The organism is Afifella sp. JA880 (assembly GCF_025379905.1).
Lineage (GTDB): Bacteria > Pseudomonadota > Alphaproteobacteria > Rhizobiales > Afifellaceae > Afifella > Afifella aestuarii.
In genome coordinates, this window is sequence record NZ_JAOANH010000003.1 from 974,776 (window position 1) to 995,341 (window position 20,566).

Below are 20,566 nucleotides of genomic sequence, written 5' to 3' on the forward strand. Positions count from 1 at the left end.
ATGCTTGCCCCGTTCTCGACCCTGCGCGGGCTCGCCCGTGTAGGACTCGTCGCCTGTGTCTGTCTGACCGTGCCATCTGCCGCCGGGGCGCAGGACGTCTCGGATCGCATTCAGCCGGAGCTTGCGACGCCGGTGGCGGAACCCGCGACCGCTCCTGTTCACGCGGCCGACTGGATGGTGGCGGCAGCCAACCCGCTCGCGGCAGAAGCCGGCGCTGAGATCCTAAAAAGGGGCGGCAGTGCCATCGACGCGATGGTGGCGGTGCAGCTCGTGCTTGGCCTCGTCGAGCCGCAATCTTCCGGTCTCGGCGGCGGTGCCTTCCTGCTTTACTGGGATGCCGCTGCGAAGAAGCTTGTAACCCTCGACGGCCGCGAAACGGCGCCGTCCGCCGCGACGCCGGAACTCTTCCTGGACGATCAAGGCGAGCCGCTTGAATTCTTCGATGCGGTCATCGGCGGGCGTTCCGTCGGCGTACCCGGCACACCCAGGCTGCTGGAAGAGGCGCATAAACGTTGGGGCAAGCTTTCGTGGCCGGACCTGTTTCAGCCCGCGATCCGGCATGCCGAAGACGGCTTTCCGGTTTCACCGCGCCTTGCCGGCCTCGTTGCTGAAGAAACCGACAGCCTTGCCCGTCAGGAGACTGCGAAAGCCTATTTCCTCGACGATCTCAAGGCGGCCCTCTCCGGCGACGGCCGTCTCAAGAACGAGGCTTATGCCGCAACGCTCAGACTTCTCGCAGAGAAGGGCGCCGACGCCTTCTATGAGGGTCCTGTGGCGGAAGACATTGTCGCCGCCATCCATCGCTTCGACGCCAATCCCGGTGTCATGCGGCTGCAGGATCTCAAGAATTACGAGGTGAAAGCGCGTGATCCGGTCTGCGTTGCCTATCGCGTTTACGATATTTGCGGCATGGGCCCGCCGTCTTCCGGCGGCGTAACGGTCGGTCAGATCCTGGGCCTGCTGGCACCGTACGATCTGGTCGCCCTCGGGCCGGAAAGCGTTGCCGCCTGGCGCCTGATTGGCGATGCCTCTCGTCTCGCTTTCGCCGATCGCGGCCGCTATCTCGCCGATACGGATTTCGTGCCGGCGCCGATCAAGGGGCTTCTCGATCCAGCCTATCTGAAGGAACGGGCGAAGCTGCTGGAAGGCGAGGTGCGTCTTAAGACGGCCGAGCCCGGCGAGCCGCAATGGGATCACGCCTTCAATTTCGCCGACGATCAGGCGATCGAGTTTCCGTCCACAAGCCATTTCGTCATTGTGGACAGCGACGGCAATGTCGTCTCCATGACGACGACGATCGAGAATGGCTTCGGCTCGCGCCTCATGGTGCGCGGCTTTCTCCTGAACAACGAACTCACGGATTTTTCCTTCAAAAGCCAGGAGGACGGGCGTCCGGTGGCAAACCGGGTGGAGCCGGGAAAGCGGCCTCGGTCGTCGATGGCGCCGACCATCGTCTTTCGTGATGGCGCACCCGTGTTGGCGATCGGCTCACCGGGCGGTAGCCGCATCATCGGCTATGTCGCCGAAGCTCTGATCGGCATTCTCGACTGGGGTCTGGACGTGCAGGAGGCCACCGCCCTGCCGCATGTCGTCAATCGCTTCGGCACTTTTGATCTGGAGGCGGGCACGTCCGCGGAGGATCTGCGGGAGGGACTTGAAGCTCTCGGCTACGAGGTCGAGACGCGCGACCTCAATTCCGGTCTCCATGCGATCGCCATTGGCGAAGACGGGCTCTCCGGCGGTGCCGATCCGCGCCGCGAAGGGATTGCGATCGGGCAGTGAGCCTGGCTCACCGTTTTTTGCATTGCCCGTTACGTTCCGGCCGCGCTCTCAAGGTGCAGCTCAGCCCTACCCGCAGGCGATGACACGGGAGAAAGATGGAACGCCCATGTTGAGAATTCTTGCCGCCGCCTTTGCGCTGCTCTTTGCCGCGACGGCCCACGCCGAGACCCCCGCCCCGGAGAACTGGGACGCGGTCGTTGCCGAGGCGAAGGGCGAAACCGTCTATTTCCATGCCTGGGGCGGCGAGGCCCGCATCAATTCTTACATCGCCTGGGCGGCCGGCGAGGTTAAAGAGCGCTTCGGCGTGACGCTGAAGCAAGTGAAGGTTGCCGACACAGCGAACGTCGTTTCCAAGATCGTTGCGGAGAAGGCGGCTGGGCGCGACGAGAATGGCGCCGTCGATCTCGTCTGGATCAATGGTGAGAACTTTGTCTCTCTGAAAGAGGCAGGTCTCCTTCTCGGCCGCCCCTGGGCGACGAAGCTGCCGAACTACCGCTTCGTGGATGAGGAGGGAAAGCCCACGGTCAAGACCGATTTCACCGTGCCGACCGACGGGCTCGAAGCGCCATGGGGCATGGCGAAGCTTGTCTTCTTCTACGATACGGCGCGCCTGGAAAATCCGCCGAAATCCATGCCGGCTCTCGTGGAATGGGCGAGGGCCAATCCCGGTCGCTTCACCTATCCGCAGCCGCCCGACTTTCTCGGTTCCACTTTTCTGAAACAGGCGCTCTACGAACTCGCTCCCGATCCGCAAGTTCTGATGCAGCCGGCCGATGACGAGATCTTCGCCCGTCAGACAAAGCCGCTCTTCACATTCCTCGACGATCTCCATCCGCTTCTGTGGCGGCAGGGACGCGCCTTCCCGCAGAACTACGGGACGTTGCGCCGACTTCTGGCCGACAACGAGGTCGACATCACCTTTGCCTTCAATCCGGCAGATGCCTCGAGCGCCATTGCGGCCCACGAATTGCCGGACACGGTGAGAAGCTATGTGCCGGAGGCGGGATCGATCGCCAATTCGCATTTCCTGGCGATCCCGTTCAATGCCAATGCCAAGGCGGGCGCCATGGTTGTTGCGAATTTCCTCATGTCGCCGGAGGCGCAGGCCCGCAAGCAGGACCCGAATGTCTGGGGCGATCCGACGGTGCTCGATGTCGCTGGCCTGCCGAAGGCGGATCGCGCTCGCTTTGACGCGCTCGACCTTGGCGTTGCGACCTTGCCTCCGGAGGAACTGGGCAAGGCCCTGCCCGAACCGCATGCAAGCTGGATGGAGCGGCTGGAGACAGAATGGGCGCGGCGCTACGGAGCTGGCCAATAATATCAGCCCCAAAAAAACTGGAGCGGCCGCAATCGCGGCTGGTCGCCTTTCCAATTGTGATCCTCGCGCTCCTGGTGCTGCCGGTGATCTCCGGCCTCCTCGGTGCGGCGCTGCCGGCATTCGGCTATCTCCCTGTTCTCGGGCTTGAGGATTTTTCGCTTAAGTCCTTCATCGCGCTTCTCGGGGCGCCTGGCATTGGCGTCTCCCTCGCCCTCAGCCTGTGCGCGGGTTTGTGCACGACGATTCTCGCCTTTCTGGTGGTGATGGGCTTCGTTGCCGCCTGGCATGGGACGCGGGTCTTTCGCGTCTTTCGGCGCCTCATTGCGCCGCTCCTTTCTGTCCCGCATGCGGCGGCGGCCTTCGGACTTGCCTTCCTGATGGCACCGTCCGGCCTTCTGATGCGGGCGTTGTCGCCCTGGGCCAGCGGTTTCGAGCGGCCACCCGACTGGCTGATCGTGCATGATCCGACTGGGCTTGCGATGACGGCGGGCCTTGTCGTGAAAGAGATCCCCTTCCTCTTCCTGATGGCCCTCGCAGCCCTTCCTCAGGTCGAGGCGGAGCCGCGCCTCAAAATGGCGCGAGCGCTCGGCTATGGGCGCGTCGCGGCCTTCCTTTTTTCCGTTCTGCCGGCGCTCTACGCGCAGCTCCGTCTGCCGATATTCGCCATCATCGCCTACGCCTGTTCCGTCGTCGATGTTGCTTTGATTCTCGGGCCGACGACGCCGGCCCCACTCGCCGTGCGCATCCTGCAATGGCAGTCGGATCCCGACCTGTCGTTGCGGAGCCTCGCCGCTGCCGGCGCGTTGGCTCAGTTTGCGCTCGCCTTTTTTGCCATTTGCGTGTGGCTCGCTCTCGAATGGCTCGTCGCCAGGGTCGGAGCGAAGCTGATGGCGTCGGGTCACCGCTTTCGCCGCGACGGTTTTGTCCGCCATCTGGCGGGAGCGACGATGAGCCTTGCCGGCGGTCTCGTTCTCGCCGGTCTTGCCACGCTGGCGCTTTGGTCAATCGCTGGATTTTGGGCTTTCCCTGACATTTGGCCGGATGCGCTGACCTTCGACACCTGGCGCAGCGTGGGGGCGACGCTGGGCGGGCCTCTCGACAACGCTCTTTTGATTGCCGGGCTCTCCTCCGCACTGGCCGTCGTCCTTGCTCTCGGTGCGCTGGAATATGAGACCCGCACCGGCGGAACGACGACCACGCGGATGCTGGTCGCGCTTTATCTGCCGCTTCTCGTGCCGCAGATCGCCTTTCTCTTCGGCCTCGACATGCTTCTCGTGTCGCTGCGCCTCGACGGCTGGCTTTTGGCCGTCATCCTCGCGCATCTCGTCTTTGTCTTCCCGTATGTGCTTCTTTCCCTCTCGCAGCCCTGGCATGCGCTCGATCCGCGTTACGCTTTGATCGCGCGGAGTCTCGGGCGCAGTGCGGACGCCGTCTTCTGGAAGATCCGGCTGCCGATGCTGTCTCGTGCGATCGCAACCGCGACGGCGCTTGGTTTCGCCGTTTCGATCTCGCTTTATCTGCCGACGCTCCTGATCGGTGCCGGGCGCTGGCCAACGGTGACGACCGAGGCTGTGGCCCTGTCCTCGGGTGGTGATCGGCGCATTACGGCTGCGACCGCGCTCGTTCAAGCCTTTCTCCCCTTCCTTGGCTTCGGACTTGCAGCCTTGGTTCCCGCCTTGCTTTTTCGCCGCCGCGCGGCCATGCGTGCGGGCGGATGATCTCACCTCCCGAAGCAACCGATGCCCTGACCCTTTCGCAGGTGAGGATCAGCCTCGCGGGCCGGCTCCTTCTGTCCGTCGACAAGACGATCCGACCGGGTGAGGTCCTGACCGTGATGGGGCCTTCGGGCTCCGGTAAATCGACGCTTCTCGCGTTTGCTGCCGGTTTTCTCGATCCGATTTTTGCGGTCGAGGGGCGCGTGCTTTTGGCTGGCGAAGACGTGACTGACCGGCCGGCCGAAGCGCGCCAGATGGGCCTTCTCTTCCAGGATCCTCTGCTTTTCCCGCATCTGTCAGTGGCCGGCAATCTTCTCTTTGGCCTACGGCCCGGCTCCTCTCGTGAGGCGCGTCAGGAAACCGTGTCGGGAGCCCTTGCCGAGGTCGGACTTGAGGGCATGGAAGGCCGCGACCCGGCGACACTCTCCGGTGGCCAGAGAGCGCGCATCGCGCTTCTTCGCACCCTCCTGTCGCGCCCTCGCGCGCTTCTCCTCGACGAGCCGTTTTCGAAGCTCGATGTGGCGCTTCGCGATCAGATGCGCCGTCTCGTCTTCGACGAGGCCGGCAAGCGCAATCTCCCGGTTCTTTTGGTGACGCATGACCACCAGGACGCTGCGGCAGCCGGGGGGCCGGTTATCGAGCTTGGTGGAGCGAGCCGAGAATGAACGCCTCGCGTCTGCCGGTCGAGGAGGCGCTTCCTGCGCTGTTTGAAGCCTTGCGCGCGCCGGGTGCTGCCGTCCTCATCGCACCGACCGGCGCCGGCAAGACGACGCGCGTACCGCTTGCGCTGCTTGAGGAAGGTCTGGCAGAGGGCGGCCGGATCATCGTCGTCGAACCGCGCCGGCTTGCGGCGCGTGCGGCCGCCTCTCGCATGGCACAAATGCTCGGCGAAGAGGTGGGTGAGACGGTTGGCTACCGCGTGCGCATGGAAAGTCGCATCTCCCGCGCAACCCGCATCGAGCTCGTCACCGGCGGCGTCTTCGTGCGCATGATCCTTGATGATCCGGGCCTTGAGGGGATCGGCGCCATTCTCTTCGACGAGGTGCATGAGCGCTCGATCGATGCCGATCTCGGTGTGGCGCTGGCCCTCGATGCCCGCTCTGCGCTGCGCCCGGATGTGAAGCTCTGCGCCATGTCGGCGACGGTCGACGGAGCGCGCTTTTCCGCGCTCTTCGATGATGCGCCGGTGGTTGAGAGCGCCGGTCGGCTCTTTCCCGTTGAGACCCGCTACCTCGGCCAGGCTCCGCAAAGGCGGACCGAAGACGGCGTGGAAGCCGCAATCCTGCAGGCTCTGCGCGAGGAGGAGGGGAGTGTCCTCGCTTTTCTGCCCGGCCAGGGGGAAATCCTGCGTCTTGCCGACCGGCTTTCCGGCAAAGTTGGGAAAAATGTCGAGATTGCACCGCTTTACGGCGCACTCGACCTGAAAGACCAGGACAGAGCGGTGCGTTGCGCACCTGCCGGGCGGCGCAAGGTAGTGCTGGCGAGCGCGATCGCCGAGACGTCGCTGACGATCGAGGGCGTGCGCATCGTCGTCGACAGCGGGCTGTCACGGCGCCCGCGCTATGACCCGGGCTCCGGCCTCACGCGGCTCGAGACGGTGCGGGCGTCGCGCGCGGCCGCCGATCAGCGGCGTGGCCGGGCGGGGCGCACGGAGCCGGGCCTTTGCTTGCGGCTCTGGGACGAGCCGCAGAATGCCGGGCTCATGCCCTTCGACCGACCGGAAATCCTGGAGGCGGAGCTCTCCGCCTTCGTGCTGTCGCTTCTCTCCTGGGGGGTGCGCGAGCCTGATGCGCTCGCCTGGCTCGATCCGCCGCCAAAGGCCGCCTTTTCGGAGGCGATGGAGCTCCTTTCCCGCCTCGGCGCGGTCGACCGCTCAGGCCTGATTTCCGAACATGGAAAGGCACTGGCGGCATTCCCGCTCGCCCCGCGGCTTGCCCATATGATCCTTGCGGCGGCCGAAAACGGCGCGGCGCGGGAAGCCGCAGAGATCGCGGTTCTCGTGTCAGAACAAGGGCTTGGCGGGCGCTCGACGGACCTTCATCACCGCCTCTCGATCGTCCGCGGCGCGCGCGGGGGGCGGGGGGCGAAGGCGCGGGAGGCGGCGACGCGGTGGGCGCGGCTGGCGGAGGAGACGGTCGGGCGAAAGCCGCGAGAGGGGGCGACCTCGGCGGGGCTTCATCTCGCCGCCGCCTGGCCGGAAAGGATCGCAAAATCGCGCGGGCCGGGCGGCCGCTTTTTGATGGCGAACGGCCGCGGCGCCTATGTCGACGAGGACGATCCCCGTGCAGCAGAAGAGTTTTTGGCGATCGCCGAGGTCCAGGGCAGCGGCGCCGATGCGCGCATTCTGCTCGCCGCACCGCTGACCCGGGGCGAGATCGAGGCGGTTTTCGAGATTTCAGAAGACGATGAGTTTTCTTATGATTCGGCGGCGGATCGCATCAATGCGCGGCGTGTGCGCCGGCTTGGGGCGCTCGTGATTTCCGCTAAGCCTTTGAAATCATTTGATCCGGAGAAAGCCGCGGCGCTTCTCGCCGAGGCAGCGCTGAAGCGTGGGCTGGAGGCGCTGCCCTGGCCCGACGAAACCCGGCAAATGTTTGATCGCATTGCCTTTTTGCGTCGGCACGAAGGCGACGCCTGGCCCGACCTCTCCGACGAAGCCCTGGCCGAACGCGCCGAGGAATGGCTCCTGCCTTTGGCGGGGACAAGTCTCTCGCTCGGCGGAATCAGCCGAGACTCGGTGAAAGAGGTGACTCAACCGCTGATTCCGTGGTCTCTGCTCAAAGAGCTCGATCGCAAGGCGCCGGCGACGTTCGTCGCGCCATCCGGCCGCGAGGTCGCGATCGATTATTCGGGAGAGACGCCGACGGTCGCGATCACCCCGCAGAATCTTTTTTCGCTCGATGTACATCCGAGGATTCTGGACGGGCGCCTGCCGCTCACCTTCGAGCTTCTATCCCCGGCCGGGCGGCCGATGCAGGTGACACAGGATCTCCCCGGCTTCTGGCGCGGCTCGTGGCGCGACGTGCGCGCGGAGATGCGCGGCCGCTATCTGAAACACGACTGGCCGGAAGACCCGGCGACGGCCGCCCCCTCGACCGGCGCGAAACGGCGCAAGGGCTGAGCCGATTTAACGCCAGCGGCGGCGGTCGAGCGGCACGGAGAAGTTTTCAGGCGCGCGTGCGAAGGCAGCAAGGCCGGTGAGTGCCGGCTGCTCGGCCGTGACGAGGCGCGTCGGGATCTGGCGCATCAGGTTTTCATGCGGATATTTTGCTTCGAAGGCGTGGCGGAATTCGCCCTCTTTGAGGAGAAGCGCGATGCGCGGGGCGATGCCGCCGGCGATGAAGACGCCGCCCGTCGCCATGAAGACGAGGGCAAGGTCGCCCGCGACGCGCCCGAGGAGGCGGCAATAGAGCGTCATGGTGGCAAGCGCGAGCGGATCCTGACCGCCAAGTGCCGCATTCGTCACCTCCGCCGGTGTTGAAAGGCTTGCGGCAAGCCCGCGTGCGGCGGCCACGGCCCGGTAGAGGCGCGGAATGCCGCGCCCGGCCAAAAGCGCCTCGGCGGAGATGCGCCCGCCCTCCTTTTCGATATGCGGCCAGATCGGGAATTCGTCGTCGGCATCCGGCCCGAGCGCCACATGCCCGCCTTCGCCCGGCACCGGCGTCCACAGGCCGGAGGCATAGACGAGGCCGGCGACGCCGAGCCCGGTGCCGGGGCCGAGAACGACGCGGCAATTCTCTTGCGGCGCGAGCTCCGGCCCGATCGCCTCGGTCGTCATGCCGGGATCGTCGAGCGCGGAGATCGCCAGCGCCTGCGCCTCGAAATCGTTGAGAAGCGCGACGTCTTCGATGCCGGTCGCTGCCATCACGTCGCGTGGGCGGATAATCCATTCGGCATTGGTGAGATCGACCTCGTCGCCGTCGATTGGTCCGGCGAGCGCAAAGAGCGCCGAACGCGGCCGGATGTCGGTCTGGGCGAGGACCGCCGCACGGACAGCGCTTTCGATGTTGGGAAAGTCGCCCGTCCGGACCGGCGCGAAGTGGAGCACCTCCTCGTCCCTGCCGGGAAGAAGCGCAAAGCGGGCATTGGTGCCGCCGATATCACCGAGAAGGACGGGAAAGGCGAGTGTTTCGATCTTGTGGGAAGACGCCATATCGAACCTGGATGAGCCTGATAAAGGAGGTGCAACGCACATGAGCCCATGTCAATCTGAGGCCCATGGCAACCTGGGCGGCAAAGCCGCCAGCGAAGACTTCAAGGGAGAACGGAATGGGTCTCATACGGTTCGCGACCGGCGCTTTTGCAGCATGCGCCATGGCGATATCGGCCGGCCAGGCGCTGGCGCAGGATTTCAAGCCGGCGATCGTCTATGATCTCGGCGGCAAATTCGACAAGAGCTTCAACGAGGCGGCGCATATCGGCGCGGAGCGCTTCAAGGAAGAGACCGGGACTGACTACCGCGACTTCGAATTGCAGAACGATTCGCAGCGCGAGCAGGCGCTTCGCCGCTTCGCCCAGCGCGGCTTCGACCCGGTCATCGGCATCGGCTTCTCGCAGGCCCAGGCGATCGAGAAGGTGGCGGAGGAATATCCCGAGACGAAATTCGCCATCATCGATGCCGTCGTCGACGAACCGAATGTGCGCTCCATCGTCTTCAAGGAGCATGAGGGCTCCTATCTCGTCGGCATGCTGGCCGCGATGGCCTCGAAAACCGGCAAGATCGGCTTCATCGGCGGCATGGATATTCCGCTCATCCGCAAGTTCGAATGCGGCTATGTCGAAGGCGCCAAAGCCGTGAACCCCGATATCGAGATCTACGCCAACATGACCGGCACGACGGGCGCGGCCTGGAACGATCCGGTGAAGGGCGGCGAACTTGCCAAGAGCCAGTTCGACCGCGGCGCCGACGTCGTCTATCACGCCGCCGGCGGCACCGGCATCGGCGTGCTGCAGGCGGCCGCTGACGCCGGCAAGCTCGGCATTGGCGTCGATTCCAACCAGAACATGCTGCATCCGGGCTCGGTTCTGACCTCGATGGTGAAGCGCGTCGACAACGCCGTCTATCAGGCGTTCGAGGACGTTCAAAACGGCGTCTCGATGGACGAATGGGGCGGCGTGCAGAATCTCGGCCTCGCCGAAAACGGCGTCGCCTGGGCGCTCGATGACTCCAACAAGGACCTCATCACCGACGAGATGAAGACCAAGGTGGAAGAAGCCTCAAAAGAGATCACCTCGGGCAAGATCAAGGTGCATGATTACATGTCGGACAATTCTTGCCCGGCGATGAAGTGAGTGCGGAGCGCGATGGTACGAGATGATGCGCCCCAGACCAAGGTTCGGGGCGCAAAGCAATATTTTTATAAAGTGTATCTGTCAGAATAGAATTGGAAAAATTGATTAGGGAGCATTAAGAAAGTGAATATCCGAAATTTTATTGAGGAGGGTGTATGGATAATACATGAATATCAGGCGCTTCTGGCTGGTTTGGTCGCTTTGTTTGCTGCTTATGTTACAGCGCGACCGGTGTGGCGGCAGCTAGACCGTATGTCATTGCAGACTACGTTGATGCACAGGGAGTTTCTAGATGAGCGTCAGTCTACCCTCAGGGCGCGCTGGAGGCGAGAGTCGAAAAAGCTGACATCCTTTAGCGATGAAGTCAAAACGGGTATTGGATGGACGCGCCAATATAATAAGGAGATAAATCCTCATTGGGCCTTTGATCAGGAGAAGCTAACACGACGACTCATCGTCGAGCTTGAGTCATACAGGACCGACAACCGCGACCCAGCCCTAGTGGAGGCGGCCATTGATGAGGTTATAGAGGCGCTAAGAAGATTGGCTGACACAATGGGCGCTATTCATATTCCCGCAAGCGAGGATCAGAGCGGGCCAGATCATTGTTTTTCCGATGAGGAATGGAATGACCTCATAAATCGGGCGGATGTCGCTGAGCAGGAGTTGGACGGACTTGCCTCCGAAGTTTCGTCAGCGATTCTTCGATTTGACGACGTCGCGCAGGAGGAGACGATCCGTCTACGAGATCAAATCAAAGAAGCTGATGACGCTCTCCTGAGCTTCGGACATAAATGAATATCTAGGTTTTCCAATGCGCAGCTTCATTCTCGTTGTCACGCTTCTCCTCGCCGCCTGTGCCGGGCCATCCGAAAAATTCGAGGCGCGCAATGTGCCGGTCGACGAGGCGGCGATGCGGGCGATGGTGACGGAGTATCGGGCGCGCCACGGGCTCGGGCCGGTCACCGTGTCGCCGCGGCTGAACGTGGTGGCCGAGCGCCAGGCGCTGGCGATGGCGCGGGAAAACGACATCAGCCATACCGTCGCCGGGAAACTGCCGAAGCGGGTGGCGGCCGTCGGCTATGATTGGGGCGCGATCGCGGAAAACCTCGGTGGTGGCTACAAGAGCGAGGCCGCCGCATTCCAGGGCTGGGTCGCCTCGCCGGGGCACGAGAAGAATTTGCGCAACCCTTATGTGACCGAGATCGGCTTCGCCGGCGCGGTCGCCCCCACCGCGCGCTCCGGCGGGTTTTATGCGCTGATTTTGGGAACGGAACGGGAGCCGCGGCAGGCGATGCGGTAGGGGTTTCGTCGATCTCGCTCGGTCGCGGATCTCCCGCCGATACCACGAGCACCTTTCCTCGCCCGCTGGGGAGAGGTGCCCGCGCAGCGGGCGGTGAGGGGTGGCGGCTGCTGCGGCCTCTGAGGCGAATTGAGAGATCACCCCTCATCCGGCGCCTTCGGCGCCACCTTCTCCCCCCAAGGAACAGGGGCGGGGAGAAGAAGGCCCCATCGCTGGCGCCTGAGTGCATCGAGGTGTCACCCTCATCGAACGCCTTCGACGCCACTTTCTCCCCTCAGGCACACAGGGGCGGGGGAAGAACACCCCATCGCTGGCTCCTGTGCTTGGAGGTCTGCTGTGGCCTCGTGCTTGGAGATCGACCGTGGTGCTCGAAAACCTGACGTAGCGGCAGCCGAAAAACCTGACGCCGCGGCAGGCAAAAAAGCCGGGATTCGGGCGCTTGCGAAGGATGATTTCGGCGTGCAAGCGGCGGCCGGGCGTGCCAGGATGGCGGAAAGCCGTCCCATCCGGCCATGTTCCGGCCTGCCACGCGTTTTGCCTTGCATGAATTTGACAACGGACCGACCCGACACAGACGATCGGCAAGCAAAGGCCGCCCGGCCGAAAGGCGGGTATGAGGCCGCATCGGTTCGGATGAGCAAGGTGCGGGCCGGCAGGGTCCGTGCAACGGGGGTTCGGGCCGGCAAGGTTCGGGCAACGAGAGTTCGCGCGGGGGCGACCCTGGTGGCAAGAACCCACGCAGCCAGGGCTTGCCCGGGCGGAGATCTCGAGGGCAGAAATCCGGCAGCCCATGAGACGGCCCACAACGCATCTGGGGGCGGGGGCCGATGATGTCCGGTGATGAGGTGCCGGGCCGGATGCCGGGCGAGCTCGACATGCAGGCGCCCGCGGCGATCGCGCTTTCCGGCATCAGCAAGAGTTTTGGTGCGGTCCAGGCCAACCGCAACATCGACCTCGTCGTCGAGGAAGGCACGATCCACGGCATCGTCGGTGAGAACGGGGCCGGCAAATCGACGCTGATGTCGATCCTCTACGGGTTCTACGAGGCCGATTCCGGCGACATTTTCGTGCGCGGCGAGAAGCGAAAAATCACCTCGCCGGACGATGCCATCAAGGCCGGCATCGGCATGGTGCATCAGCATTTCATGCTCGTCGACAATTTCACGGTTCTGGAAAACGTCATCCTCGGGGCGGAGGGCGGTACGCTTCTGAAGGCGGGCGTGAGCCGGGCGCGCGCGGAATTGAAACGTCTCGAACGCGAATACGAACTGCAGGTCGATCCCGACGCCGTCGTCGGCGATCTGCCGGTCGGGCTGCAGCAGCGCGTGGAGATCCTGAAGGCGCTGTTTCGCGGCGCCGATACGCTCATTCTCGACGAGCCGACGGGTGTTCTGACGCCGTCGGAGGCCGATCATCTCTTCCGCATCCTTCGCCAGCTGAAGAGCCAGGGAAAGACGGTGATTTTGATCACCCACAAGCTCCGCGAGATCATGGCGATCACCGACAATGTCTCGATCATGCGCCGAGGCGAGATCGTGGCGACGCTTGCGACCGCCGAGACGACGCCGGAACAGCTCGCCGAGCTGATGGTCGGCCGGCATGTGCTCTTGCGCGTGGAAAAGGGCGAGGCGGCGCCAGGGGCACCGCTGTTGACGGTGAAAAACCTTTCCGTCGTCGACGGCAACGGCGTGGCGCGGGTGTCGGACGTGTCGTTTGAGGTGCGCGCCGGCGAAATCGTCGGCATTGCCGGCGTCTCGGGCAACGGCCAGTCGGAGCTTCTGGAGGCGCTGTCGGGCATCCGTCCCGCGACCTCGGGCGAAATCCGGCTTTCAGATGGCGAGGATCTCGCCCGTCGCGCCGATCCCGCGATGCGGCGGCGTTCGAAACTCGCGCATGTGCCGGAGGATCGCCACCGCATGGGCCTCGTCATGGGCTTTGAGGAAAACGAGAACGCCATTTTGGGCTATCACCGCGACAAGGCCTATGGGCGCGGTGCCTTTCTCGATCGGAGCGCGATCGAGGCGGAAGCGCGCGAAAAAATGCAGCAATACGACATCCGCCCGCCCGACCCGCGGCTGAAGACGGCGAATTTTTCCGGCGGCAACCAGCAGAAGATCGTGCTCGCCCGCGAGATGGAGCGCGACCCGGACGTGCTCCTCGTCGGCCAGCCGACCAGAGGCGTCGATATCGGCGCGATCGAGTTCATCCACCACCAGCTCGTGGCAATGCGCGATGCGGGCAAGGCGATCCTCCTCGTCTCCGTGGAGCTGGACGAGATCCGCGCGCTGTCGGACCGCATCCTCGTCATGTTCGCCGGCAAGATCGTCGGCGAGCGCGGGCCCCAGGCCTCGGAAGGCGAGCTCGGCCTGATGATGGCCGGCGTGACGCCGGAGGAGGGTGAAGGGGAGAGCGCTGAGGAAGCTCAAGCGGAGGGCGAAATGGGCCGCGCGAGCGCAGCGGAGCCAAAAGCATGAGCGCGCCGTTCGAAAAGCTGCCGACATGGGTCGAGGTCGGCGTCATCCCGCTCGTCAATGTCGTCGTGGCGTTCCTGGTCGCCGGCCTCGTCGTGCTCTTCATCGGCGAGAACCCGCTGGAAGCGGTAAAAATCCTGATCTGGGGGGCACTCGGCTTCGGCGAGGGCGTCGGCTTCACGCTCTTTTATACGACGAACTTCATCTTCACGGGGCTCGCGGTGGCCGTCGCCTTCCATGCCGGCCTTTTCAATATCGGCGGCGAGGGCCAGGCCTATCTGGGCGGCCTCGGCGTCGCCGTCGCGGCCTTGGCGCTCGACCGCTATGTGCCTTGGTGGGTGACACTGCCGGTCGCGACGGTCCTGGCCGCGCTCTTCGGCGCCGCCTGGGCGCTCATTCCGGCCTATCTGCAGGCAAAGCGCGGCAGCCACATCGTCATCACGACGATCATGTTCAACTTCATCGCCTCTTCGCTGATGGTCTGGCTCCTCGTCGACCATCTGTCGCCGGTCGGCTCCATGCAGCCGGAAACGCGCACCTTCGAGGCGGGTGGCACGCTGCCGGAACTCGGTGGGCTCTTCCATCTCTTCGGCGCGGATATGGGGGCGGCCCCTGCCAATATCTCGATCTTCGTCGCGCTCGCGGCCTGCGTCTTCGTCTATTATTTCATCTGGCGCACGAAGATCGGCTACGAGATCCGCGCCACGGGCCTCAATCCGACGGCTGCCGTCTATGCCGGCATTTCGACGGTGAAGATCACCATCGTCACGATGCTCGTCTCCGGCGGGCTCGCCGGGCTGATGGCTTTGAACCCGGTGATGGGCGACCAGCAGCGGCTGCAGATCGATTTCGTTCAGGGCGCGGGCTTCGTCGGCATCGCGGTCGCTCTGATGGGCCGCGCGCATCCCGTCGGCGTGGTGCTCGCGGCATTTCTCTTCGGCATGCTCTATCAGGGCGGCGCGGAGCTCGCCTTCGACATGCCGACGATCTCGCGCGACATGATCGTCGTCATCCAGGCGCTCGTCATTCTCTTTGCCGGCGCGCTCGAACACATGTTCCGGCCAGGGATCGGGCGGGCGTTTGCGCTGATGTCGACGAGCCAACGCGAGCGCGTCGTGGCCGAGGAGGAGAGGTCGTGAGGCGGGGGAGAGTGCGAGCCGGAGGGAGACGAAGATGGATCTGACCACGATCGTCCTCATCCTGGATTCTTCGGTGCGGCTCGCAACGCCGCTGCTTCTCGCCTGTCTCGCCGGGCTTTATTCGGAACGTTCCGGCATTTTCGACATCGGCCTGGAAGGCAAGATGCTGGCCGGCGCCTTCTTTGCGGCGGCCGCCGCCTATTGGACGGGCTCCGCCTGGCTCGGGCTTCTCGCCGCAATCGCGGCCTCCATCGTGCTGGCGCTGGTGCATGGTTTTGCCTCCATCACCCAGCGCGGCAATCAGATCGTCTCGGGCGTCGCGATCAACTTTCTCGCGGCCGGCATGACGGCGCTTCTCGGTCAGGCCTGGTTTTCGCAGGGCGGGCGCACGCCGCAGCTCGGTGGCGATGCGCGCTTCGGCGCGATCACCCTGCCGGGGGCAGAGGCGCTGCGGGACGTGCCCGTCGTGGGCGAGATCTATTACGAGCTCATTTCCGGGCACAATCTCATCGTCTATGTCGCCTTCCTGATGGTGCCGCTCACCTGGTGGGTGCTGTTTCGCACCCGTTTCGGCCTGAGGCTGCGCGCCGTCGGGCAGAACCCGGCGGCGGTCGATACGGCGGGCGTCTCCGTCCCCTTCCTGCGCTACCGGGCCGTCATCATCTGCGGCATTCTGACGGGAATCGCCGGTGCCTATCTCGCGATCGCGCAATCGGCGGGCTTCATCGTCAACATGTCGGCCGGCAAGGGCTATATCGCGCTCGCCGCCTTAATCTTCGCAAAATGGCGCCCCTGGCCGGCCATGGGCGCCTGTTTCCTCTTTGGGTTTCTCGATGCCGTGTCGATCCGCCTGCAGGGCGCCAACGTGCCGGTGATCGGCGAGGTGCCGGTGCAGTTCATGCAGGCGCTCCCGTATATCTTGACCGTCATCCTGCTCGCAGGCTTCATCGGCCGCGCAGTGCCGCCGAAGGCCGGCGGCATCCCTTACGTGAAGGAGCGCTAGAATGGCGCGCGATCTTTTCGAGGCGGCGCGGAAGGCGATGCTGAACGCGCATGCCCCCTATTCGGATTTTCCCGTCGGAGCGGCGCTGCGCACCGCAAACGGCAAGATTTTCGTCGGCGCCAATGTGGAGAATGCGAGTTTTCCGGAAGGCTGGTGCGCGGAGACCTCGGCGATCGCGGCGATGGTCGCGGCCGGCGAACGGGAGATTGCCGAAATCGCCATTCTCGCCGCCAAGATGCCACGCATCACGCCCTGCGGCGGCTGCCGCCAGCGGCTGCGCGAATTCGGCACCGAAGAGACGCTCGTGCATCTCTGCGATGCGACGGGCCCCGTCGCCTATGCGTCGCTCGGCACGCTCCTGCCGCTCGCTTTCGATCTGGACGAGGAATGATGAGAGCCGAGACAACCGCAAAGACCATCGCCGACCGCGCCGGAATGGCGCCGAAGGCGGCGATCGTTCTGGGCTCCGGCCTGTCGGGCCTGACGGGCAAGCTCCAGGACGCCGTGGCGATCCCCTATGCGGAGCTCGACGGCTTTCCGCGGCCCTCCGTCTCCGGTCATGCCGGTGAGCTGGTGCTCGGGATTTTGGGGCGCACGCCGGTGGCGCTCATGGCCGGGCGCTCGCATTTTTATGAGCATGGCCGCGCCGACGTGATGCGCCCGGCGCTCGAGACGCTCAAAGCTCTCGGCGTCGAAACGCTGATTTTGACCAATGCCGCCGGCAGCCTGCGCGAGGACATGCCGCCGGGCTCGCTGATGCAGATCACCGACCATATCAGCCTTCTCGGCGCCAATCCCTTGATCTGCGAGGCCTCCGACGCGCGCTTCGTCGGCATGACGGAGGCCTATGACCGGGTGCTGATCGGCGATTTCCGGGTCGCGGCCGAAGAGGCGCGGCGCGAGATCGCCGAGGGCGTCTATATGTGGGTGAGCGGGCCGTCCTTCGAAACGCCGGCGGAAATCCGCGCCGCCCGCATTCTGGGTGCCGATGCGATCGGCATGTCGACCGTGCCGGAGGTCATCCTGGCGCGCTTTCTCGGGCTTCGCGTCGCGGCCTTTTCCGTCATCACCAATTATGCGGCCGGCATGACCGGGCGTGAGCTTTCGCACGAGGAGACGAAGACCGTGGCACCGCTCGGGGGAGAGAAGCTGGAGGCGATTTTGATGCGGCATTTCTCCGGGGAGGGGGCGAGATGAGTTTTCTGCCGCAGGAAATCATCCGCAACAAGCGCGACGGCACGGCGCTGAGCGCCGACGAGATCACGTTTTTCGTGCAGGGGCTGACGGACGGCAGCGTCACCGAAGGACAGGTGGCGGCGCTTGCCATGGCCGTTTTCTTCCGCGGCATGGACGAGGCGGAGATCGTGGCGCTGACGCAGGCGATGACGCGCTCCGGCGACGTTCTGACCTGGCCGGAGGCGGACGCGCCCATCCTCGACAAGCATTCGACCGGCGGTATCGGCGACAATGTCTCGTTGATGCTGGCCCCGATCGTGGCGGCCTGCGGCGGGCTGGTGCCGATGATTTCCGGGCGCGGGCTCGGCCATACCGGCGGCACGCTCGACAAGCTCGGTTCCATTCCGGGTTATAAGACGCAGCCGGATCTTGCCACCTTCCGCAAGGTGGTGGCGGAGGCGGGCTGCGCCATCATCGGCCAGACCGGCGATCTCGCCCCGGCCGACAAGCGTTTTTATGGCATCCGCGACGTGACGGCGACGGTGGAATCGGTGCCGCTGATCACGGCGTCGATCCTGTCGAAGAAGCTCGCGGCCGGGCTTTCCGGCCTCGTCCTCGACGTGAAGACGGGCACCGGCGCCTTCATGGCCGATCCGGCCGATGCGCATCGTCTCGCCGAAAGCCTGGTGACGGTCGCGAAGGGGGCGGGCCTTCCGGCGGCGGCGCTCATCACCGACATGAACGAGCCGCTCGCTTCGGCCGCCGGCAATGCGGTCGAGGTGCAGAATGCCGTCGATTTCCTGACCGGCCGGCATCGCGATCGGCGGCTCGAAAAGGTCACCATCGCGCTCGTCGGCGAGATGCTGAGGCTGGGCGCGCTCGCGTCTTCCGCCGAGGCGGGCGAAGAGATGGCGCGGACGGCGCTTGCGAACGGCGAGGCGGCGGAGCGCTTCCAGAAGATGGTGAGCGCGCTCGGCGGACCCGCGGATTTCGTCGAAAACCCGGAAGGCCATCTGCCGAAAGCGCCGTTTGCGCGCACGGTCGGCTCCGCCAGTACGGGCTATGTCGAGGCGATCGACACACGCGCGATCGGCGTCGCCGTGGTGACACTCGGTGGCGGCCGGCGCCGGGCGGAAGATACGATCGATCATGCCGTCGGTGTGACGCAGCTTGCCGCGATCGGCGACGAGGTGGGCCCGGAGCATCCCCTGGCGCTCGTCCATGCCCGCGACGAGGAGGCGTTCGCCGATGCCGCGCATGCGATCCGGCGGGCCTATCACATCGCCGAGACACCCGTTTCGGCCAATCCACTGATTGTCGAAAGGCTGCAATGATGGCGCGCGGTTTCTTCCTGGTGATGGATTCCGTCGGCATCGGCGGGGCGAAGGACGCGGCGGAATTCGGCGACGAGGGCGCGAACACGCTCGGCCATATCGCCGAGCGCTGCGCCAAAGGCGAGGCCGAACGCGCCGGGCTGCGGCAAGGACCGCTCACCATCCCGAACATGAACCGGCTCGGGCTCGGGCGGGCCGCGGAGGCGGCGTCGGGCGCCTATCCGGCGGGGCTGGAGCGTGTCGAGGCACCGGAGGCGATCTGGGGCTTTGCCCGCGAACGCTCGCGCGGCAAGGACACGACGACCGGCCATTGGGAGCTCGCCGGCTGCCCGTTGCGCGAGGCCTGGGGTTATTTTCCGGCCGAAGAGCCGGCCTTTCCGGCCGAGCTGACCGAAGCGCTGATCGCCGAAGCGGGACTGCCGGGCATTCTCGGCAACACGCATGCGTCGGGGACGGCGATCATCGCCGAACTCGGCGAGGAGCATGTGAAGACCGGCAAGCCGATCTGCTACACCTCGGCCGACAGCGTCTTTCAGATCGCCGCGCATGAGGAGGCTTTCGGGCTCGAACGCCTTTATGAGACCTGTCGGATCGCGAGAAAGCTCTGCGACCCGTACCGCATCGGCCGGGTGATCGCGCGCCCCTTTACGGGCGACAGCGCGGAGAGTTTCGCGCGCACCGGCAACCGGCGGGATTTTTCCGTGCCGCCGCCGGCGCGCACGCTTTTGGACGAGGCGAAGGAGGCGGGGCGCGACGTCTGGGCGATCGGCAAAATCTCCGACATTTTTGCAGGTCACGGCGTGACGCAGACGCTGAAGGCGCCGGAGAACGAGAGCCAGTTCGACAAGACGCTGGAGGCGGCGCGGGCGGCGAAGGACGGCGACCTCATCGTCACCAACTTCATCGATTTCGACCAGATTTTCGGCCATCGCCGCGATCCGGCCGGCTATGCGGCGGCGCTCGAAGCCTTCGATCGCCGCCTGCCGGAGCTCTTTGCGCTGTTGAAGCCGGGCGACCTCGTCATCCTGACGGCCGATCACGGCAACGACCCGACCTGGGTGGGCACCGACCACACACGTGAAACCGTGCCGGTTCTGGCCTTCGGTCCGGGCATCGAAGGGCGTCCGGCGGGCGAGCTTTCGACCTATGCCGATGTCGGCCAGACATTGTCGGCGCATCTTGCCCTGCCGCCTCTTGCCGCGGGTGCGAGCATGATCTGAGGCGATTTCGCCGGTGAATATCGCCTTTCGGTTCAAGGCGGCGGGTTGACCTCGATGCCGTGACCCATTTCACCCAGGGTGAGACAGAAGCCGCCGACGAACAAGAGACGAGAAGGAGAGGGGCGTGGACGCTTCAACGAGACGGGATGTGACCGTCGTCGATCATCCGATGGTGCAGCACAAGCTGACGATCATGCGCGACAAGGCCACGTCCACGGCGAGTTTCCGCCGCCTGTTGCGCGAGATTGCAGCACTTTTGACCTATGAGGCGACGCGCGACCTGGAATTGACGACGACGACCATCGAGACGCCGCTCGCCACGATGGAGGCGCCGACCCTGGCCGGCAAGAAGCTCGTCTTCGCCTCCATCCTGCGCGCCGGCAACGGCCTCCTGGAAGGCATGCTCGATCTGGTGCCGGCGGCCCGCGTCGCCCATGTCGGGCTCTACCGCGATCCGGAGACGCTGCAGCCGGTGGAATATTACTTCAAGGCGCCGGAAGATCTGCACGAGCGTGTCGTCATCGCCGTCGATCCGATGCTGGCGACGGCAAATTCGGCGATCGCGGCGATCCAGCGCCTGAAAGAGCGCGGGGCGAAGGACATCCGCTTCGTCTGCCTGCTCGCCGCGCCCGAAGGCGTGGAACGCTTCCGTGCCGCCCATCCCGACGTGCCGGTGGTGACGGCCGCGATCGACAGCCATCTGAACGAGCACGGCTATATCCTGCCGGGCCTCGGCGATGCCGGCGACCGCATGTACGGGACGAAATAGGGTTTTTCGGCGGGGTGCAGCGGGCTCCCGTTCTTCTCCCCTGC

The 20,566-nt window shown here is 65.0% G+C and carries 17 protein-coding genes; 16 read left to right on the plus strand and 1 reads right to left on the minus strand.

Features of this window, described 5'->3' with window-relative positions; genetic code table 11:
- The 5 genes from ggt (at position 1) to hrpB (ending at position 7,936) form a co-directional block, all read left to right on the plus strand.
- A complete protein-coding gene (gene ggt, locus NYQ83_RS17530) occupies positions 1 to 1,782 on the plus strand; it encodes a gamma-glutamyltransferase (protein WP_261216240.1) in 1,782 nt (593 codons plus the stop codon).
- A gap of 106 nt (positions 1,783 to 1,888) precedes the next feature.
- Positions 1,889 to 3,100, plus strand: a complete 1,212-nt coding sequence (locus tag NYQ83_RS17535; RefSeq protein ID WP_261216153.1) for an ABC transporter substrate-binding protein — start codon at positions 1,889 to 1,891, stop codon at positions 3,098 to 3,100.
- Positions 3,070 to 4,818, plus strand: a complete 1,749-nt coding sequence (locus NYQ83_RS17540) for an ABC transporter permease (protein ID WP_261216154.1) — start codon at positions 3,070 to 3,072, stop codon at positions 4,816 to 4,818. Before NYQ83_RS17535 ends, NYQ83_RS17540 begins: the two co-directional genes overlap by 31 nt.
- Positions 4,815 to 5,480 (plus strand): ATP-binding cassette domain-containing protein, encoded by a 666-nt coding sequence (locus tag NYQ83_RS17545; RefSeq protein ID WP_261216155.1) that lies wholly within the window; start codon positions 4,815 to 4,817, stop codon positions 5,478 to 5,480. The genes NYQ83_RS17540 and NYQ83_RS17545 overlap by 4 nt, the downstream gene beginning before the upstream one ends.
- On the plus strand, positions 5,477 to 7,936 hold the full coding sequence (gene hrpB, locus NYQ83_RS17550; RefSeq protein ID WP_261216156.1) for an ATP-dependent helicase HrpB: 2,460 nt from the start codon (positions 5,477 to 5,479) through the stop codon (positions 7,934 to 7,936). The genes NYQ83_RS17545 and hrpB overlap by 4 nt, the downstream gene beginning before the upstream one ends.
- 6 nt (positions 7,937 to 7,942) lie before the next feature.
- Here the strand turns inward: hrpB and glk are convergent, their stop codons facing one another.
- Positions 7,943 to 8,968 (minus strand): glucokinase, encoded by a 1,026-nt coding sequence (gene glk / locus NYQ83_RS17555; protein WP_261216157.1) that lies wholly within the window; start codon positions 8,966 to 8,968, stop codon positions 7,943 to 7,945.
- A 116-nt stretch (positions 8,969 to 9,084) separates the two neighbouring features.
- Between glk and NYQ83_RS17560 the strand changes: the two genes are divergently transcribed.
- The 11 genes from NYQ83_RS17560 to upp all read left to right on the plus strand — a co-directional run bounded on the left by NYQ83_RS17560 (position 9,085) and on the right by upp (position 20,522).
- On the plus strand, positions 9,085 to 10,107 hold the full coding sequence (locus tag NYQ83_RS17560) for a BMP family protein (protein WP_409977020.1): 1,023 nt from the start codon (positions 9,085 to 9,087) through the stop codon (positions 10,105 to 10,107).
- A gap of 123 nt (positions 10,108 to 10,230) precedes the next feature.
- On the plus strand, positions 10,231 to 10,905 hold the full coding sequence (locus NYQ83_RS17565; protein ID WP_261216158.1) for a hypothetical protein: 675 nt from the start codon (positions 10,231 to 10,233) through the stop codon (positions 10,903 to 10,905).
- Between the two features lie 16 nt (positions 10,906 to 10,921).
- Positions 10,922 to 11,410: a CAP domain-containing protein gene (locus NYQ83_RS17570; RefSeq protein WP_261216159.1), complete on the plus strand. Its 489-nt coding sequence runs from the start codon at positions 10,922 to 10,924 to the stop codon at positions 11,408 to 11,410.
- A gap of 830 nt (positions 11,411 to 12,240) precedes the next feature.
- A complete protein-coding gene (locus NYQ83_RS17575) occupies positions 12,241 to 13,884 on the plus strand; it encodes an ABC transporter ATP-binding protein (RefSeq protein ID WP_314733318.1) in 1,644 nt (547 codons plus the stop codon).
- A complete protein-coding gene (locus NYQ83_RS17580; protein WP_128292141.1) occupies positions 13,881 to 15,020 on the plus strand; it encodes an ABC transporter permease in 1,140 nt (379 codons plus the stop codon). Before NYQ83_RS17575 ends, NYQ83_RS17580 begins: the two co-directional genes overlap by 4 nt.
- Positions 15,021 to 15,054: 34 nt before the next feature.
- Entirely contained in the window at positions 15,055 to 16,023 is a 969-nt protein-coding gene (locus tag NYQ83_RS17585; protein ID WP_128292142.1) for an ABC transporter permease, read from the plus strand.
- Position 16,024: 1 nt separating this feature from the next.
- Positions 16,025 to 16,414: a cytidine deaminase gene (gene cdd / locus NYQ83_RS17590; RefSeq protein WP_128292143.1), complete on the plus strand. Its 390-nt coding sequence runs from the start codon at positions 16,025 to 16,027 to the stop codon at positions 16,412 to 16,414.
- Positions 16,414 to 17,220 (plus strand): purine-nucleoside phosphorylase, encoded by an 807-nt coding sequence (locus NYQ83_RS17595; RefSeq protein ID WP_128292144.1) that lies wholly within the window; start codon positions 16,414 to 16,416, stop codon positions 17,218 to 17,220. Before cdd ends, NYQ83_RS17595 begins: the two co-directional genes overlap by 1 nt.
- Positions 17,217 to 18,533: a thymidine phosphorylase gene (deoA, locus tag NYQ83_RS17600; protein ID WP_261216160.1), complete on the plus strand. Its 1,317-nt coding sequence runs from the start codon at positions 17,217 to 17,219 to the stop codon at positions 18,531 to 18,533. The genes NYQ83_RS17595 and deoA overlap by 4 nt, the downstream gene beginning before the upstream one ends.
- Positions 18,533 to 19,753 carry a phosphopentomutase gene (locus NYQ83_RS17605; RefSeq protein ID WP_261216246.1) on the plus strand — a complete coding sequence of 407 codons (1,221 nt, stop codon included), beginning with the start codon at positions 18,533 to 18,535 and terminating at the stop codon, positions 19,751 to 19,753. Before deoA ends, NYQ83_RS17605 begins: the two co-directional genes overlap by 1 nt.
- 124 nt (positions 19,754 to 19,877) lie before the next feature.
- Positions 19,878 to 20,522 (plus strand): uracil phosphoribosyltransferase, encoded by a 645-nt coding sequence (gene upp / locus NYQ83_RS17610; protein WP_261216161.1) that lies wholly within the window; start codon positions 19,878 to 19,880, stop codon positions 20,520 to 20,522.
- Positions 20,523 to 20,566 lie beyond the last annotated feature (44 nt).

Bases quoted from the DNA above. Each gene is read 5' to 3' on its own strand.
- NYQ83_RS17580 (WP_128292141.1), top strand. From the start codon at position 13,881: ATGAGCGCGCCGTTCGAAAAGCTGCCGACATGGGTCGAGGTCGGCGTC.
- deoA (WP_261216160.1), top strand. From the start codon at position 17,217: ATGAGTTTTCTGCCGCAGGAAATCATCCGCAACAAGCGCGACGGCACG.
- NYQ83_RS17605 (WP_261216246.1), top strand. From the start codon at position 18,533: ATGGCGCGCGGTTTCTTCCTGGTGATGGATTCCGTCGGCATCGGCGGG.
- ggt (WP_261216240.1), top strand. From the start codon at position 1: ATGCTTGCCCCGTTCTCGACCCTGCGCGGGCTCGCCCGTGTAGGACTC.
- NYQ83_RS17570 (WP_261216159.1), top strand. From the start codon at position 10,922: ATGCGCAGCTTCATTCTCGTTGTCACGCTTCTCCTCGCCGCCTGTGCC.
- hrpB (WP_261216156.1), top strand. From the start codon at position 5,477: ATGAACGCCTCGCGTCTGCCGGTCGAGGAGGCGCTTCCTGCGCTGTTT.
- NYQ83_RS17535 (WP_261216153.1), top strand. From the start codon at position 1,889: ATGTTGAGAATTCTTGCCGCCGCCTTTGCGCTGCTCTTTGCCGCGACG.
- NYQ83_RS17540 (WP_261216154.1), top strand. From the start codon at position 3,070: ATGGGCGCGGCGCTACGGAGCTGGCCAATAATATCAGCCCCAAAAAAA.
- glk (WP_261216157.1), bottom strand. From the start codon at position 8,968: ATGGCGTCTTCCCACAAGATCGAAACACTCGCCTTTCCCGTCCTTCTC.
- NYQ83_RS17575 (WP_314733318.1), top strand. From the start codon at position 12,241: ATGTCCGGTGATGAGGTGCCGGGCCGGATGCCGGGCGAGCTCGACATG.
- NYQ83_RS17585 (WP_128292142.1), top strand. From the start codon at position 15,055: ATGGATCTGACCACGATCGTCCTCATCCTGGATTCTTCGGTGCGGCTC.
- cdd (WP_128292143.1), top strand. From the start codon at position 16,025: ATGGCGCGCGATCTTTTCGAGGCGGCGCGGAAGGCGATGCTGAACGCG.
- NYQ83_RS17545 (WP_261216155.1), top strand. From the start codon at position 4,815: ATGATCTCACCTCCCGAAGCAACCGATGCCCTGACCCTTTCGCAGGTG.
- NYQ83_RS17595 (WP_128292144.1), top strand. From the start codon at position 16,414: ATGAGAGCCGAGACAACCGCAAAGACCATCGCCGACCGCGCCGGAATG.
- NYQ83_RS17560 (WP_409977020.1), top strand. From the start codon at position 9,085: ATGGGTCTCATACGGTTCGCGACCGGCGCTTTTGCAGCATGCGCCATG.